This window comes from Vaccinium witches'-broom phytoplasma str. VAC (genome assembly GCF_000309405.1).
GTDB lineage: Bacteria > Bacillota_I > Bacilli_A > Acholeplasmatales > Acholeplasmataceae > Phytoplasma.
In genome coordinates, this window is sequence record NZ_AKIN01000043.1 from 1 (window position 1) to 18253 (window position 18253).

General features: G+C 26.9%; 14 protein-coding genes. 2 read left to right on the forward strand and 12 right to left on the reverse strand.

Annotation, left to right across the window (positions count from 1 at the left end; genetic code table 11):
• Positions 1-536: 536 nt before the first annotated feature.
• The gene (locus RI68_RS01185; RefSeq protein ID WP_152411636.1) at positions 537-1487 is read left to right on the forward strand and encodes a hypothetical protein; all 951 of its coding nucleotides are present in this window, start codon (positions 537-539) and stop codon (positions 1485-1487) included.
• 165 nt (positions 1488-1652) lie between these two features.
• On the opposite strand, the gene glnS is transcribed toward RI68_RS01185, so the two are convergent.
• The 12 genes from glnS to RI68_RS04260 all read right to left on the reverse strand — a co-directional run bounded on the left by glnS (position 1653) and on the right by RI68_RS04260 (position 16066).
• The gene (gene glnS / locus RI68_RS01190) at positions 1653-3281 is read right to left on the reverse strand and encodes a glutamine--tRNA ligase (protein ID WP_017193432.1); all 1629 of its coding nucleotides are present in this window, start codon (positions 3279-3281) and stop codon (positions 1653-1655) included.
• Between the two features lie 84 nt (positions 3282-3365).
• Complete coding sequence (tsaD, locus tag RI68_RS01195) at positions 3366-4358, reverse strand: tRNA (adenosine(37)-N6)-threonylcarbamoyltransferase complex transferase subunit TsaD (RefSeq protein WP_017193433.1); 993 nt, start codon at positions 4356-4358, stop codon at positions 3366-3368.
• A 27-nt stretch (positions 4359-4385) separates the two neighbouring features.
• Positions 4386-4988, reverse strand: a complete 603-nt coding sequence (gene tsaB, locus RI68_RS01200; RefSeq protein ID WP_017193434.1) for a tRNA (adenosine(37)-N6)-threonylcarbamoyltransferase complex dimerization subunit type 1 TsaB — start codon at positions 4986-4988, stop codon at positions 4386-4388.
• A 31-nt stretch (positions 4989-5019) separates the two neighbouring features.
• Positions 5020-5532, reverse strand: coding sequence for a tRNA (adenosine(37)-N6)-threonylcarbamoyltransferase complex ATPase subunit type 1 TsaE (tsaE, locus tag RI68_RS01205; RefSeq protein ID WP_261974275.1), 513 nt, complete (start codon positions 5530-5532; stop codon positions 5020-5022).
• 79 nt (positions 5533-5611) lie between these two features.
• Positions 5612-8128: a DNA gyrase subunit A gene (gene gyrA, locus RI68_RS01210; RefSeq protein WP_017193436.1), complete on the reverse strand. Its 2517-nt coding sequence runs from the start codon at positions 8126-8128 to the stop codon at positions 5612-5614.
• Positions 8129-8171: 43 nt separating this feature from the next.
• Positions 8172-10076 carry a DNA topoisomerase (ATP-hydrolyzing) subunit B gene (gene gyrB / locus RI68_RS01215; RefSeq protein ID WP_017193437.1) on the reverse strand — a complete coding sequence of 635 codons (1905 nt, stop codon included), beginning with the start codon at positions 10074-10076 and terminating at the stop codon, positions 8172-8174.
• 406 nt (positions 10077-10482) lie between these two features.
• On the reverse strand, positions 10483-12171 hold the full coding sequence (locus RI68_RS01220; RefSeq protein WP_017193439.1) for a M3 family oligoendopeptidase: 1689 nt from the start codon (positions 12169-12171) through the stop codon (positions 10483-10485).
• Positions 12172-12628: 457 nt separating this feature from the next.
• The gene (locus RI68_RS04465; RefSeq protein WP_083848770.1) at positions 12629-12802 is read right to left on the reverse strand and encodes a DUF2963 domain-containing protein; all 174 of its coding nucleotides are present in this window, start codon (positions 12800-12802) and stop codon (positions 12629-12631) included.
• A gap of 441 nt (positions 12803-13243) precedes the next feature.
• Positions 13244-14641: a Wadjet anti-phage system protein JetA family protein gene (locus RI68_RS01225; protein ID WP_017193440.1), complete on the reverse strand. Its 1398-nt coding sequence runs from the start codon at positions 14639-14641 to the stop codon at positions 13244-13246.
• Between the two features lie 179 nt (positions 14642-14820).
• The gene (locus RI68_RS04250) at positions 14821-15495 is read right to left on the reverse strand and encodes a hypothetical protein (protein WP_017193441.1); all 675 of its coding nucleotides are present in this window, start codon (positions 15493-15495) and stop codon (positions 14821-14823) included.
• A 57-nt stretch (positions 15496-15552) separates the two neighbouring features.
• Positions 15553-15756: a hypothetical protein gene (locus tag RI68_RS04255; RefSeq protein ID WP_017193442.1), complete on the reverse strand. Its 204-nt coding sequence runs from the start codon at positions 15754-15756 to the stop codon at positions 15553-15555.
• A 52-nt stretch (positions 15757-15808) separates the two neighbouring features.
• Positions 15809-16066 carry a hypothetical protein gene (locus RI68_RS04260; RefSeq protein WP_017193443.1) on the reverse strand — a complete coding sequence of 86 codons (258 nt, stop codon included), beginning with the start codon at positions 16064-16066 and terminating at the stop codon, positions 15809-15811.
• 243 nt (positions 16067-16309) lie between these two features.
• Between RI68_RS04260 and RI68_RS01235 the strand changes: the two genes are divergently transcribed.
• Positions 16310-16924, forward strand: coding sequence for a nitroreductase family protein (locus tag RI68_RS01235; RefSeq protein WP_017192246.1), 615 nt, complete (start codon positions 16310-16312; stop codon positions 16922-16924).
• Positions 16925-18253 lie beyond the last annotated feature (1329 nt).

Sequence of the window (18253 nt, forward strand, 5' to 3'; positions counted from 1 at the left end):
AAATATTTTTTTTATGTTATCATATAGTAAATTAATAAATAATTTTTTCTAAAAGGTATTTGTTTTAGAAAAATTAGTTGTTTTCATTCGGAACTATTTTGCTGGGGCTTGCCCATATGAAATTTTGCTCAAATAGGTATTATAAAAAAAGGCTGCAACATTTTTACAAAAAACCTAAATTTTGGATTTATTATTTTATCATGAGTTTATTAACAATATTACCTTTTTCATCATATACAGCAGGTTCTTTAACGCTTTTATATTTTATTTTAAACAAGAATATCGATAAAAAAACGAACACTTTTTTTGCTTTATTTCTTTTGTTTTTATTCTCTGTTTTATCACTTTTATTAATTCTTTTTTCTCCATAAAAATAAATATTTTTTAACCAAATTAATGCTTTTTTATTGACTTTAATTCATTTTTATTGTAAAATAATCATGAAAATAAAATAATATATTTTAATTTTTCATAGAAAAATATTTATAAATTATAAGAAAGAAAAATTTAAAAATAAAAAAAGAGGCACATTACACATGTTCACAATGAGATCGATCTTGTCTAAAGCTGAACAAAAAGAAGATATTTTAGCCGAAGCTATTAGCAAAAAAAAGGTTAATTATCACACTGCTTCGATAAAAAGCGTTATAGGTAAAAGTTTTATTTTTATCGCTTTATTCGTTTTTTCAGTTTTATCAGTTCGTTTATTAAAACAAATACCACCAATGAAAAATGTTTTTAAAGAATTTCATACTTCCATAGAAAATAGCAAAGTTGAAAAAGAAGCTGCAAAGAACAATTCTCCTGCTAAAATTAAAACAACGGGTCCTACATACGTTTTTACTAAAGATAAATTAACCTTTATCATGTCTGGTTTGTTATTGTCCGCTGTAGTAAGTTTATTAGTTTTAATTCTTATCCCTTCAATAAGTTTTTTTACTGCTCAATATTTAGTGGTAAATTTGGGGTTATTTATAGGATTATTGCTAAATCTTTTCAAAAACCCAGATTTAAATAACTTAGTGTTATTAGTTGCTGCCATTTTCTTTGTTATCATTTTATTCGTCTATAGCATAACTATGTTGCTTTATTATCAACGTTGTCATTCTAAAAAAAGAACAGCTAACGAAGGTATTTTTCATAAAGCAAGTTTTGTCTTTTGGAACTACGCTTTAATTACTGTTTTATTCACAGGCATGATGATGCTTTCTATAATAATATTTCAACCCTATGGTATGACTTGTAGCCAAATGATTGAAAAATATTTTCACCCTCTTTTTATTTTAGGTTACTTATTAGTTAGTGCTTTTTTCATCGCTCCTTATAGTATTTATATTTCTGGTATTTTAATTATATTGGACGAAATTATAGAAAGAAAAATCAACAAAAAATACGAAATGCTTTTAGGTTTCTCTTTATTTTTAGTATTTATTTGGGCTTTTATAGCGTTTTTTGTTAATACAATGAAAAAATTATCCGAAAAATAATTTATGGATTAATGGAGGCTATCTTGTATTGATAGTCTTTTTTGTTCCTTTTGTTGAACCAATATATTAAAAAAACCATCTAATGATGGTTTTTTTTAATAACTAAATAGTGAATCAAATCAATTAACCTGTGAATAATCTAAAACATTTGATATCAAGTTTTTCTCATTTATAAATTTTTTTCAAAGGAATTATTTCGTTAAAATTAGCTAAATTATCAGGTTGATGGTCTATATTAAAATAACCTTGTCTCACAAATTGAATTGGTTCATGGTTTTGTTCTAAGTTTAAAGAACCTTCTATTAAAACTTCTTTTTTCAACCAAGAATGATGATTAAAATCCGCACTTAAATTTAAAGGGTTAGGGTTTTCACTATTGAAAAGTGGTTTATAAAAATTAAAAAGAGCTTTTTTAGCGGTTGACTTCTCTACAAAATGAATAGTTCCGTTCGGTTTTCTTGCGTTAAAGCCGCTGCCACTTTTAGTTTGAGGATCATATGTTGCTAAAACTTCAATAATTTCACCTTTTTCATCTCTAATAACATCATAAGCTTTAACGAAATAAAAATGCAATAACCTCACTTCTCCGTTTAAAAATAATTTTTTAGATTTTTTGTTTAATTTAGTTAATTGAAAATCATTTTTTTCTATATAAATGTGTTTAGAAAAAGCCATTTTTCTGGAACCGAAACTTAAATCTTCATGAAAAAGTATTTCGTTATATTCTATTTGATTATCAGGATAATTAGTAATAGTTACTTTTAAAGGTTCTACCACGGCCATCGCTTTTTTGGCTTTTTTTTGCAGATCATCCCTTAAACAAGAATCTAGCATATTTTTATCGATATGAGTATTATTTTTGGAAAGACCTATTTCTAAAATAAATGTTTTAATAGCTTCCGGCGTATAACCTCTTTTTTTAACCCCTTTTAAGGTCGGCATTCTTGGATCGCCCCAACCTTGCACTAATTGCGAATCTACTAAAAATTTTAAATTTCTTTTGCTTAAAAAAGTTTGAGTAATGTTTAGGCGCCCGAATTCTATTTGTTTAGGTGTGTTTTTCATTTCTGTTTCTTTAATGATCCAATCATATAAAGGGCGATGATCTTCAAATTCTAAAGAACATAAGGAATGAGTTATCCCTTCAATAGCATCCTCTAAAGGATGAGCAAAATCATAAGCAGGGAAAATATGATAAAATTTCTTTTTAAGAGTATAAGCATCTAAAATACGATATAAAACAGGATCACGAAGGTTCATGTTAGGACTAGCCATATCAATTTTAGCTCTTAAAACTTTTTCGCCATCTTTAAAAACTCCTTGTTTCATTTGTTGAAACAAATATAAATTTTCCTCAACAGTGCGGTCGCGATAAGGAGAATTTTTGCCAGGTTGTTTCAATTCACCTCTATATTCTTTCAATTGCTCCATAGTCAAATCATCTACAAAAGCTTTGCCTTTTTTAATTAATAAAATAGCTTTTTCTTCGATAATATCAAAATAATCAGAAGCATAAAAAATTTGGTCCGGCTCATAACCCAACCATTTAATATCTTCTAAAATAGCGTCCACATAAATTTGATTTTCTTTAGAAGGGTTAGTGTCATCATACCTTAAATAAGTCTTTCCTTGAAAAAATTTAGCCAATTCAAAATTAATAATAATAGCTCTTGCGTGTCCTAAATGAAGAAAACCATTCGGTTCAGGCGGAAATCGAGTAATTATTTCTTTATATTTTTTTTCGTCTAAATCTTTTTGCATAATAGTTTTAATAAAATTCGATTCTTGAAACATTACTAATACCTCGATTATATTATAAATTTTTAAATTAAAATTCTCCAAAAAACTTCTAAAACCGCTTTTGGCAATATAACCACATTAGACAACTTTTAAATTAGTATTAACGTTGAGATTATATTTTTTTTCAGCTGGTTGGCTAAATTTGTTTTGATAATAAGCTGCGATACCAATCATAGCTGCCTGATCCGTACAATATTTTAAACTAGGAGTTAATATTTCCGTTAGAGGAAAAGCTTTTTTAAAGCTATTGATTAAAAACTGATTGGCAGCCACTCCGCCTACTATAAGGAGTTGATTTACGGGATACCTTTTCATCGTTCTTTGGGTTTTTTCGACTAATACCTCTGCGATACTAGCTTGAAAAGAAGCCGCAATATCGCTTTTATATTGTAAAGACATTTTTTGATGATCGATAGAATTAATGATTTTACTTTTTAAACCAGAAAAACTAAAATTTAAGTTTTTATTCTTTAAATAAGGGCGAGGATAATTAAAAATATCTTTCCCTTGTAAAGATAATTTTTCAATTATTGGTCCGCCAGGATAATCTAATTGTAAAGTTTTAGCGACTTTATCATAAACTTCCCCTACAGCATCATCTAAAGTAGTTCCAATATGTTTCATTTTAAAATGATCTTCTATATAAATTAATTCAGTATGACCTCCCGAAATTAAAAGCGCTAAAGCCGGGAATTTAATTTCGTTTTCTATTTGAACGGAATAAAGGTGTCCCATCAAATGATTAACCCCTATTAAAGGTTTTTGATGGATATAGGCGAAAGCATTAGCAGCATTTATTCCTAACAATAAAGAACCGATTAAACCTGGCCCTTGCGTGACTGCTACTAGATCTATTTCTTGGGGAGTAGTTTTAGCTTCTTCTAAAGCTTGTTTTAAAATTAAAGTAATTGTTTCTATATGTTTACGTGAAGCGATTTCAGGCACTACTCCTCCATATTGATTGTGAAAATCAATTTGACTAAAAACTATGTTAGAAAGAACTTTTTTGCCGTTTTGTGTGACCGCCACGCTAGTTTCATCACAACTAGTTTCAATGGATAAAATATTCATAAAAATACCTTTTTATCATTCATATATTTATCCATTAGACCTCTCTTTCGTCGTTTCATTTAAATAAGGAATACAATAATTGGGAACTAAATGATGCGGTTCTACCACTTTTTGCATATAAAAAAAGACTTGAACCGGAGACAAACGAAAGGTTTTTTCTGTTATTAACAAGTGATTAGGAAAATCCTTTAAAAAAGTAGGAGAATAATTCTTTTCAGGTAAAATAACTTTATTATTGGTTAAACTTAAACTATAAAAAGAATTATCGTTAATAACAATTTTAGGAGTTAATAAAACATCGGAATAACCACTCGATAAAAGGAGTAAACTGCTTATTTGGTATAAAGGTATGCTTAATTCAGACGCTAACATTTTAGCGGTTAAAACAGCCACTTTTGTACCAGTAAAAGAACCAGGTCCAACTCCTACAATAATGCCGTTTAATTGTTGTAAAGAACTATTACTTTCTTTAAGAACTATATCTATTAAAGGAATCATATTTTCCACAAAAGTTCTTGATTTAGTGTTTTTTTGGATACTAATGATTTTTTCATCATCAGTTAAAGTTACCAATTGAAAAGCAGTCGATGTATCTAAAATAATGTATTTTTTAATTTGATTATGATTCATAATAAAAATCTTTCTTTAAATTTTTATTAATTTATTTTAAGTCCAAAATATTTTGTTCTATTAAAACGCTTCTGATATTTTGCGGCAATACTTTAATTTGGACCACAAAAGACCAAAAAGGGAATAAAGACGTTATTTTTTGAGGAGCTTCTACTAACAAAATATCCCCTAAATCAACATATTCTAACATTTCTGCGATAAAGATCTTTTGACTTTCTTCGTTATCGTTGATAAAACGGTAAAAATCTAGGTGATGAAGTTGTCTATCGGGGACAGGATAAGTTTTTAATAAAGTAAAAGTAGGGCTATTAATATTATCTTTAACTCCTAATTGTTTAAATAAACCCTTAGTAAAAACAGTCTTGCCAGAACCTATTTCGCCTTCCAATAAAACAATATTTTTTTGCGAACTAGCGTTCTTTTGAGATAAAATAATATTACCCAAAAGAGCGCCCGCCCATTGAGTTCTTAATTGAGAAAGAGTTTTTTTAAAATAAATGATTTTCTGGTTATTAGTCATATTATCATTATTTTTCATCCTCATTATCTCTGCTTCCTCATATAAAATTAATCTCTTTTGCAAAAACGCTTCATAAAACGCATTTTTTTCATATTTGTTTTATTTATAAATCTTTTTCGTCTTTTTTCACAACTACAGCGTTAATTAATTTGTGATCTTCTTGTAATTTTAATAATCTATTGCCTTGAGTAGCTTTAGATTTAGTAGTGGAAATTTTATTAGCGGACATTCTAATCACTTGACCAAGGTGAGAAATTAAAATTAATTCTTCGCTTGGTGAAATAGTTTGTAAGGAAACTAAATTACCGTTTTTAGCGGTTGTTTTCAAGGTTTTAACACCTTTTCCGCCTCTTTTTTGTTTTCTATATTCATCTACTTTAGTTTTTTTACCATAACCTAATTCAGTTACCACTAAAATATCTTGATCAGAAGATAAAACAACTGCGGAACCGACGATATTATCATCGTTTTCAATTCTCATTCCAATCACACCAGAACCCATTCTAGTTGTTTTTCTAATGGAACTTTCGTTGAAACGGATAGCTCTTCCGTCAGAAGCAGCTAAAATAATATCCTGTTTACCAGTCGTTTTTAACACGAATAACACTTCATCTTGCGGTTTTAAGACAAAAGCTATTTTACCGTTATTTCTAATGTTTTCGTATTCTTTAATAGAATTTCTTTTGATTAAACCTTTTTTAGTTACTAACACTAAATAATCTTTAATTTCTTTAAAATCATCCACGCTAGTAACAGCTGTTAAAAATTCGCCTTTTTCTAACGGAATTAAATTAATTAAAGGAATACCTTTAGATTGGCGGGCAAAAGAAGGAATTTGATATCCTTTAAGTTGATAAACTTTACCTTTATTAGTAAAAAACAATTGATAAGCATGAGTCGATGTAACAACGAAATGTTCCACAAAATCATTTTCATTCATAGTCATTCCGCTAACGCCTCTACCACCTTTATTTTGTTTTTTATAAGTGTCTAAGTTTAAACGCTTAATATAACCTTTATTAGTAATAGTGATTAAAATACGTTCTTTTTCAATTAAATTTTCGTTAGAAATATTTAAAACATCTTGATCGTCTGAAGTATTAATCGTGGTTTGTCTTTTATCTTTGAAAGAAACCTTCATTTGTTTTAAATCTTCTTTAAGAAGTTGTTCTTTTTTTGATTGAGAAGCGATAATGCTTTCACATTCGGCTATTTTAGCGATTAAATTACGTTCTTCTTGTTTAATTTTTTCAATTTCTAAATTAGTTATTTTTTGCAAACTCATTTCCAAAATAGCTTTACTTTGGATTTCGTCAAAATTATAAGCTTGCATTAATCTTTCTTGCGCTGTTTTAACATCTTTAGAAGTTTTAATCATTTCAACAGCTCTATCAATATCGTTTAAAACTATCACATAAGCTTGAATGAAATGTTTTTTAGCTGAAGCTTTTTCTAATTCAAATTTTTTTTGACGGTTGATAATGTTAATTCTGAAATGGAAAAATTCAGATAACATAGTTTTTAAATCAACCAATTGAGGAACGCCATTGACTAAAGCGATCATATTGAAATTAAAAGAAATTTGTAGTTGAGAGTGTTTATATAAGTTATTTAAAAAAACATTAGGATTGACGTCTCTTCTCAAATCAATAACAATTCTAATGCCTTTTCGGTTGGATTCATCTCTTAAATCAGTGATTCCATCAATAATTTTTTCTTTCGCTAAAAAAGCGATACGTTGAATTAAAATACTTTTTTTAATTTGATAAGGAATTTCTGTAATAATTACCGAAGGTTTGTTTTTATCAGTTTTAATAATTTCAGTTTTAGAACGAATAAAAATTTTCCCTCTTCCAGTTGTGTAAGTTTCTTTTAGGTTTTCTGCTCCTAAAATTTCTCCTCCAGTAGGAAAATCAGGCCCTTTAACGTGTTTCATTAAGGCAGTAATTTCGATATCTTTATTATCGATATAAGCCAATAAAGCATCAATTACTTCGCCTAAATTATGAGGAGGAATATTAGTTGCCATACCAACAGCAATACCGGTCGAACCGTTGACTAAAAGATTAGGAAATCTAGCAGGAAGAACTTTGGGTTCTTTCTCGCTACCGTCATAATTATCCACAAAATCGATAGTATTTTGATCAATTTCTTTAATCAATTCCATAGTTATTTTAGACATTCTAACTTCTGTATAACGCATAGCAGCCGCTGAATCACCATCAATAGAACCGAAATTACCGTGACCATCTACTAAAGGATAACGATAGTTAAAATTTTGAGACATTCTTACCATAGCTTCATAAATACTAGAATCACCGTGGGGGTGATATTTCCCCATTACATCTCCGACAACCCTAGCTGCTTTTTTATAACTTTCGTTGCTATAAACGCCTAATTCTTTCATTCCATAGATAATTCGTCTTTGTACAGGTTTTAAACCGTCTCTTACTTCCGGTAAAGCTCTAGAAACAATAACACTCATGGCATAACTTAAAAAAGATTTTTGCATTTCTTGACTAATGTCAATTGTTTTAATAAATCCAATATTATTATCATCCGAATCTTTGGGTGAAGTGTCATTATTTAAAGTGTTATTTTTTTTAGTTTTGTCCAACATCATTTAATCGCCTTTTTTTAATTTTTGTTATTAAAAAATAAAATTAAACATCTATATCTGCATAAATAGCATTGTCTTTGATAAATGTTTTTCTGAAAGAAACTTCTTCTCCCATTAACATATTAAAAATTCGGTCTGCTTCTAAAGCGTCTTCTAAAGATACTTTTAAAAATGTTCGTGTTTCAGGGTTCATAGTGGTGTCCCAAAGTTGTTCTGGGTTCATTTCTCCTAAACCTTTGTAACGTTGTAAAGAAATTTTATTTTTATTAGTTGCTAAATAGCCTTTTAAAGTTTCTTCATTATAAAAATAATTAATTTTTTTACCTTGTTGAACTTTGTATAAAGGTGGTTGAGCAAAATAAATATAACCTTGTTCAATTAAAGGTCTTAAATTTCTGAAAAAGAAAGTTAAAAGCAAAGTTCTAATATGAGCTCCATCTACATCGGCGTCAGTCATAATAACAATGCGGTGGTAACGCGCTTTACTAATGTTAAATTCTTTATCAATCCCCGCTCCAATAGCTTGGATCAAAGAAACAATCTCATTATTGCTTAATATTTTTTCCAAACGAGATTTTTCGACATTAATGATTTTACCTCTTAAAGGCAAAATAGCTTGAAATTTAGAATCTCTACCTTGTTTAGCTGAACCTCCGGCAGAATCACCCTCAACAATATATAATTCAGAAGAAGAAGGATCTTTGCTATAACAATCGGCTAATTTAGAAGCAAAACCTAAAGAATCTAAAGGTGATTTTCTTCTAGTCACTTCACGAGCTTTTTTAGCTGCAATTCTCGCTTTGGCAGCTAATAAAATTTTTTCAATAACATTTTTAGCTTCTTGCGGATTTTCTAATAAATATCTTTCTAAAGCTTCGCCAAATTGTTTAGAAACAAATTGTCTTACTTCATGATTTCCTAATTTAGCTTTAGTTTGACCTTCAAATAAAGGATCATGATGTCTTAAAGAAATAATAGCTGTTATCCCTTCTAAAGTGTCCTCGCCGATAAAACTCATATCTTTTTTTAACAAGTTTTTATCTTTAGCGTAATTAGATAAAATCCTATTCAAAGCCATTTTAAATCCTTCTTCGTGTGTTCCCCCTTCGTGGGTAGGGATATTGTTCACGAAAGAATAAATATTAGAAGTATAAACGTCCGTATATTGGAAAGCAATTTCCAAAGCCATATTCTCTACTTCAGTTTCTTGATAAAAGTCTTGGTTTAAGCCTTTTTTATTTGTATTTAAATATTTCAGATATTCTTTAATTCCGCCTTCATAATAAAAATTAAATTGTTTAATTGGTTCTTTTCTGGTATCAATGATATTTAATTTAATCCCTTTATTGAGAAAAGCTAATTGTTGAAGTCTGTTTTTGAAAACATCCAATTGATAAGAAAAATTTTTCATATCTACAAAGATCGTTTCATCAGGTAAAAAGGTAATAACAGTTCCTCTTTTCTCAGTAGTACCTGTTACTTCTAAAGGGGTAATAGGATTCCCTCTTTCGTATTTTTGATAATGTATTTTATTGTCAAAATGAATTTCTACTGTCAACCAAGAGGATAAAGCATTAACTACAGAAGCCCCAACGCCATGTAAACCGCCAGATACTTTATAAGAAGAATTGTCAAATTTTCCTCCAGCATGTAAAGTAGTTAAAATAGTTTCTACAGCGGATTTTTGAGTTTTAGGATGAATGCCGACAGGAATGCCCCTACCGTTATCCGTTACACGCACAACATTGTCAGGCATTATTTCCACGGTAATCTCATCAGCATAACCAGTTAACGCTTCATCGATGGAATTATCAACAATTTCCCAAACTAAATGGTTTAAACCTTTTTCTGAAGTAGAACCAATATACATTCCGGGTCTTTTTCGAACAGCTTCTAAACCTTCTAAAATCTGAATACTATCAGCATTATAATCGTTGCTCTTAACCATTTATAATATTTTATTCTCCTTAATATTAATTTCCTTTTAATATCTCTATCATTATGTTTTAAATTTGTTCTCTAAAATAAGTCTAAATGAATGACATATTAATTATTATAACACACAAATTAGCATTTTACAGACATCCCATGAAAAAAAGAAAAATATAATCTCCTTTCTTTTCTCTTGCGATAACCCAAAAATACTGAGATATTGTTTTAACCTTTAAAAAAGGCATAGTTTAATATCTTTTTGATTTATATTTTGTCATTTTTTTATCTTTAAAATAGTTTTTTTATAAAAGAAAAAAACACTTTTTCTTTATCGCAACAATAAGTTCATAACTGAAAAAGTCTTTTGTTATAACAACGCAAAAAGGCTTTAAAAAATATTTTTGGTTATATTTGATAAAAAATTAAAAATTTCTATCATTAATTTGGTCTAAATATTTATCCACTTTTGTAGCAATTTTTTTTAAAGTATCCTTTTCAAAAGGATTGTTTAAACCAGAATGTTTTAATAAATTTACAAAACTTTCTGAACCGCCTTTTTGACATAAAGATAAATATAATTGCCATGTTTGTGGATAATTTTCTTGACTTAAAGCCCATATTTCTAAAGCAACAACTTGAGCCAAAGTGTAATCAATATAATAAAAAGGACTAGAAAAAATATGGCCTTGACGATACCAATAAACACCTTTTTGCAAGAATTTATCCTCTTCAAAATTTTGCAAAGGTAAATATTTTTGTTCTAATTCACGCCACACTTTTTTTCTTTCTTCCGGAGTCATTTCAGGTTTTTGATAAACTTCATGTTGAAAATGATCCACTAAAGCACCATAAAGCAAAAAGTTAAGGGATTCTGATAAATGGGAAAATTTATATTTTTCTGAATCTTCTTTAAAAAAATGATGCATCCAAGGCCAAGCTAAAAATTCCATCCCCATAGAATGAATTTCTGCCGCTTCTAAAGTAGGAAAACGGTATTCAGGTATTAAATGGCGACTTTGATATACTTGAAAAGCATGTCCCATTTCGTGAGTTAAAACATCAACATCATGGCTTGTGCCGTTGAAATTAGCAAAAACAAAAGGAGATTGAAATTTAGGCAAGTAAGTGCAATAACCTCCACCTACTTTATTTGGTTTACTTTCTAATTCTAAAAGTTCTTTGTCTACTAATAAATTAAATAAGTGGTTTGTTTCTTCAGACATTTCAGAATACATTTTTTTAGCTTTTTCAACTTGAAAATCAACCCCACCTTTAGGCGTAGGATTTCCGCTTAAAAAATTAAATTTAGCGTCATAACTTTGGAGTTTATCGATTCCGATACGACGAGATTTTTTAGTCAAGGTTTTATGATAAAAAGGCAAAACATTGTTTAAAATGTTTTTACGGTAAGAAGCTACTTGATCAATATTATAATCTACTCTCCCTAAACGGTCATAACCTAATTGAACGAAATTTTCATAACCCAAAAGACGAGACATTTCATTTCTTGCTTGAACTAAATCATCATAAATGCGATCATATTCTTTTTCGTTTTTTTCAAAAAAAGCGGAAATAGCTAATTGGGCTTCTTTTCTAGTATCCCTATACGGAACAGATAAAAAAGTAGCCATTTGACTTAAATTGTATTTTTCTCCTCTAAAATTAACCGAAGGATCAGCGATTAATTTTTCATATTCAGTAGTTAAAGCATTTTCTTTTTGTACAAAAGGTATTATTTTAGCATCAAAAGTTTTTAAAAATAAATAAGTTTTTTGAAACAATAATTCGCCAAATTCTTTGATTAAACCTTCATAATGTTTACTTTGGACCATTTTTTGAGAAAGATTGAATTGCCATTCGGACAAAAGAGGACCGTTATGATCCCAAAAAGCTTGTTCTTCTTGATAAAAAGGATCTTTTGTATTCACGCTATTACGTATGCTCGCTAAAGTTGCCATAGAATTAATTTCATCTGTTATTTTATTAACTTCTTTTAAACTTTTAATTTGTTTTTCTAAAGAGTAATCAGAGAAATTTTCGATTACTGGTAAAATATTTTTTTTAATTTCTTCTATATTGGGTCTTTGATATGAGAATTGGCTAAATTTCATGATTTATGTTTCCTTTTTGAATTGAATTTTAATAAGTTTATTTTCCAAAACATTTCAAAATTCAAATTTATATTGTTTATTTTCTTCAAGATAAAAAAATAATTTTATTTTTTTATTGTATCACTTTTAATTTATTTTTATAAAAAAAATTTTTACCAAAGGAGATAAACAAGTTTCAAAGATAAGCTAAAAGAGGTATATTGGCAATTTTTGGCATAATTAAAACAAGCTAAAAATAATTAAAAAAAACTAAATTAGTTTTTTTAATTCGTAATCAGAGAGTTTTCAAGGATTAAATATGATACGAAATATTGCTTAGCTAGTTTTAATTCCGGTGTTGTAAGTATTTTGAATTATTTTTTGAACCGTTTGTCAATCTTCTTGAAAGACGGTTTCTGTGTTCAATAATTTCGGTCTATTATATTCAATAATTTTTTCTATCCTTTGCCCGTCTGTTCTAAAAAAAATCTTTTTTTATTATATGAGAATTTATATCATAAATTTCTATAAAATTTCTGGTTTTACCGTCTATTTGAAAAAAGGTTTTTTGTTTTAATTGTTCGTTTTCGTTAAATTCTTCAATAAAATCAATGGTTTTACCGTCGTTAAAAAAATGGTTTTTTTGAACTATTTTTTTTTGTCAACAAATCATAACAATTTTCAATCTGTGGTTCAATTTTAATTTTAAATATTTGTTTGGTAAAATTCTCATATTTTTGCTTTAAATATTGGTTTTATTCCCTCATGTTATCATATTTTTGCTTTAAATATTGGCTTTCTTCCCTCATGGAACTAATGAACCAAAAACTTAGGGTAAAATTTAAAAACAGCAAAAAAATTAAAAAGAATAAGAAAAATTTATGATAAATGAATTTTATGCCAAAAAATTTCATCATTTAAGGTCCTCAAAATATTTATTCTAATGATTTTTTGGAAAAAGATGGCTCTTTCCAACAACCATTATAACTGAAAAATATTTTTTTCCTATATGATTTATATTCTACAACAAGAAAAAAAACATCTGAATTCGTCATTAACATATAGTCTTAAAAAATTATTTTTAACCTTTAAATCATTCTTGTTCTTTTTTAAAAATTAAAAAATCAGAAAAAGAGATATTATTGCAGGTTACTTTTTGGTGCAAAGGTTCAATACGATAAATATTTTTTTTAGCTGAAGATTTAGAATAAATAAAAATAAGAATTAAACGCGATATATCGCGATCATTATTTAAAATAATTTCTGAGCCTTTAAAAGGGTTTTTTTGTTTTAACATTTCTTCTACATAAAGATTAATATTTTTTTTATTATAAAACAAATCTCTATTTAAAAAAGTTTTTTTCTTTTGAGTCAAAATATTTTCTGATTCTTCAGAAATATAGTCTAAAGAAGAAATTCCTATTTCTTGTTTCACTCTTCGAGGTTTATAAAAGGATTGTTGATCTAAATTTTTCATTGGATAAAGATTGAAAAATTCTTGATATTCTATTTGGTTATTAAGAACCATTTTTAAACCATAATTCAAAATATTTTGTAAATTTTCTTTTTTATTGTTGAAAAACAAAATCCTATCGCAAGCTATTTTTAAATATTGTTCGTTTTTTTGGTCTATAATTTCAATAAATTGATCAGCTGTTTTAAAATTTTCTTTCATTTGTTCGATTTGTTCCAAAACCATGTAATAAGATTGTTGTTCTGAACAACCATAAATATATTGAATCTGTTTCGCCAGAGATTCAATGTAAAGCGAGTTATCTTGTATTTCTTCTAAAAATAAATTAATTTGTCTTCTGTATTTAAAAAAATTATCCGCTGTTTTTAACAAATAATAAGACGAATCAAAAAAATTTTTTTTATAATTCAACAACAATTGTTCTAAAATATCTTTTACATTTAATTGAAAATCAGTGTTTAATAATTGATGATAAAAACGATAAATATTAGCTTTTAAAATTTTTAATTTTACTAGCAGGTTTTGTGTTTTAGAAACTGCTTCATGAAAATTAGCGTAATTTTTTTCTACTAAAAAAAACTTCAAAAGAGAATAAACACTATAAATATTCCCGATTGATTCTGGTTTAATTTTATTCAGAGTTTTTTTAAAAAAATTAATCATTTCTAAACTATAATCAAAAAAATTTAAATTAATCGTATTATAATTAATTCTTTCTTCACCCAACCAACCGTTTTTTTTAAAGATAGAAATAACTCTGGAAGCTTTTTGATGGTTGTTTATCGCTGTTTTATCTATTTCTTCAATAGGTTCTTTTTCTTCAGTTACTAAATGTTTGTTTTTCTCGTTGAAATACTTTTCTAAAGTGTTGATTGCGAATTCTTTTTCAATGTAATTATTATTATCTTTATTGGCAAGATTTTCTAACAACAAAAGGCAATCAATATAAATATCTTTATTAGGAGAAGATAAAATTTGAAAAAAATTATTCGGTAAAGTTTTGAATAAATGAGACATAATTTTGAGTTGCTCACTTTTTTAATTTATTATTTTCATATAAACAATAGAAAAAAGTTTATATGAAAATTATATAATATTTTTCCATTTACAGTGGTCTTTTTTACCTTTAATTCTGATTATAATTATAATTAGTGAAAAAAACTGTTCTAAATGTGATAATTATTTAAACAAATTTTTTAACTTTTTGGATGTTTCTTGTTTTTATTGGGCGCTGCAGTTTTTTTCTGTTTTTCTTTTCTCAAATCATCTGTTAATATCTTATTTTGTTTTTCTAATGTTGTTTTGGCTTGTTTTAAATATGTTATTTCTTTGTTTAATTTAGTTGTTTCTTTTTCTAAAGTTTCTATTTTAGCTTGTAAACTATTTTTTTGTGTATTTAACGCCTCTTTGTCAGCAATTAATGAGGCAATTAGGCTGTCTGATTGAGTTTTTTCAACTGTTAAAGCCGTTCTTTCATTAATTAATTTGTCTTTGTCTTTCTCTAAAACATCTATTTTATTTTTATTTTCTTCCTGTTGAGAAGTAAGAACCCTTTTGTCATTGTTTAATTGGTTTTTGTCTCGCTCTAAGGACTCAATTGGGTTTTGCAAACTTTGTTTTTGCAAAGTAAAAGATTCTTTTTCAGCTATTAATGTTGTTATTTGACTTTCTAATTGGTTTTTTTCAGCGATTAAAGTTTCTTTTTCAGCGCTTAATTGTGTGTTTCGACTTTCTAATGCGGCCCTTTCATCATTTAACCCTTTTTTTTCATCATTTAAACCAGTCTTTTGTTTTTCTAAGTTTTCTATTTGTTTTTGTAGCTCTTGTTTTGTCGAAATGAAAATTTCTTTTTCAGCATTTAAATCGGCCATTTGTTTTTCTAAATTTATTTTTTCAGTTTTTAAAGTTGCTTTTTCAGTGTTTAAAATTTATTTGTCAATATTTAATTGTTTATTTTGAGCTTCTAAATCATTCTTTTCTAATTTTAAATTAGCAAGGTCGTATTCTAATAAATTATGTCTAGTTTGAAAATCTAATTTTTGTTTCAAAAGTGTTACTTTTTCGTCTTTTAATTGAGAACTTTCAATTTTTAAAGTCTCTATTTGAGAATACAAGTCGACTTGCAGAGACATCAATTCTTCTTTCTTGTTTTTTAATTGTGTATTTTGTTTTTCTAAGTTTTCTTTATCTTTTTTTAAAGTGGATAATTGTTGCGTTAAAGCGTTTTTTTTGCTTTATCCATTCATCATATTTATTTTTTATATCTTGTTTGTGTTTAGTTAAGTCATTAGATAATTGAATATTTTGTTTTTCTAAAGATGTTTGCGTTTCTTCTGAAATATTTATTTGTCTGTCTTGGATAAATTTATAAATTAAATAACTAGAAAAAAGTAAAAAAAGAATTATAATCTTAAAAAAGATTATATTTTTGTTTTTGTTCATCGTATTGCGTTTTTTTTTTAAAAACCATTTCTATTTTGTATTGTTTTTTATAAAAAAATTGTATAAAATATTGTTTAGTGGAAGATTTTTAATAGGAAAAAATTTTGTTGTTAGTATAAAATTTTTCTTTCTTTTTTCTTTTAAGATAAATAAAATTTGTTAAAATACAATGTAAATGTTTTTATAAAAATTTTATTTATTGACCAAAATTATAAAAGATAACATAAAACGAAGGAAAGTAAAATGAAAATTAAAACAGTTAGATTGTTTGAAAAAGGCCATAAAATCAATAAAGAAACTTGGGATAAAATATTTCAAGACATACGTTTCACTCCTTCTTCTTTTGACTTGCAACCATGGCGTTTTTTTGTCATAGAAGGTCAAGAAAACAAAAATAAATTAAAAACTTGTCTAAAGGGTAATTTAACCCAATTGGAAACTAGTTCAGCTATGGTTTTGTTGTTTGGAGATCTAAATAAAGCCAAAAATAGCGAATATATTTATCAACAAAAATGGTTAAATAAGGAAATCACTCTGGAAAGAAAAGAATCCGTTTTAAAACAAATTAAAGAAAATTATTCTTCTATGCAAGAGAACCAATTGCATAATGAATTATTTTTAGAAGGAGGCATTGTAGGTCTTAATTTTGTGGCTACTTTGCAAAAGTTTGATTATAACGGAGGTTTTATCGGAGGTTGCAAGTTTGATCAAGTAAACAAACTTTTTGATATACCTAGCAATTATTTACCTCTTATTTTAATTTCCGTAGGAAAAGAAAAACCATTTTCCAAAGGAGAAAAAGGCCAAAAAAAAACACCTTTTAAATTAAAACCTCAAGATTTCGTTAATTTTTTATAATTAATCAGATGTAAAAATATTTCCCAAATGTTATTAGGAAATATTTTTTATCATATTAACTTAAAAACATATTTTTTATCACAATATATCTCTATTATGATAAAAAATATGTTTTTTTGTTTTCGAATGTTCATGAAGGAGGATTATTTATAAAAAAACTTCAGAAAATCAATTTAATGATCTTTATTATTTCTGTTGGTGGAGATGAGGGGATTCGAACCCCTGTGCAAAGTTAACTTGTTTTATTCATTCTACATATTTATTTTATTTTTCAAAAACAAACAAAAGTTGTATAAAATGGAAATTATTTCTTGAAAAAAGAAATAGTTTAATAATTTATATGATTATAAAAAGAAAAAAATAATTATATTGAAGAAAATAATGAAACCGGTTTAAAAGATAAACTCAGTTTTACAGAAGAATAAAAAATGATTAATCAAAAGTGTTCTTTAAAAAACTTTTTTAAAGAAAACATTTATAAACCGTTTTTAGATTAACAAGAAGCAGTTGATCTTGTTAATTGTGGAGCGTAACCTAAACTGTTATAAGTTGTGGATTCGCTTTCGTAATTATCTTGTGTATTGCCATTTATTTATGACCTCGAGAGCGTTTTTACTTGCGTAACCAAGATATGATAAATAAAACTCATTAACCATGTCGAAACCAAAAACATCCCCATTTATATTTTATACGAAAAAAATAGAAAAAAGAAGACAAAAACGAAAAATCTTCTTTTTTCTATTTAAATAATTTTTTGACGCTATAAAGAGATTGATTTAATAATTATCAATTATCCTTATAATGTATTCTAATTAATTGCATAATGTCCACCACAAGCGAGACGATAGTTGAAAATATTTCATAAAAAATAACAAATAATAAATTAATGATTAAAAACTCATGTTTTTTTCTCAATTTTTCTTTCTATGAAACGATCTAATTGATCTAAAATATTGACCCAAAGTAAAGACATCACTATAAAAACAAAAAAATCAATTATCATTCCTACTATTATCATTAAAGCAGTGTATAAAAGATTATATTCTGCACCATAATAATGTAAATAATAATAAAAACTAATAAGGTTGATGAATCAATATATCGCAAAAATCATTTTCAAAAAGAAACGAAAACTGTCATTAACTTTTATTTTTGACGTTTATACAAAAAAGTCATAAAAATAAAATGAAAAACATTAACACAGTTAGTATAACGAATAAGAAAAAAAATTAAGTATAGAGTAGGTGATAAGTTCGAAAGAAAGTTAAAATTATTTATTTTTTGGTTGCGGGAAATATACATTAAGTAATAATTTTTTTCTATTTATAT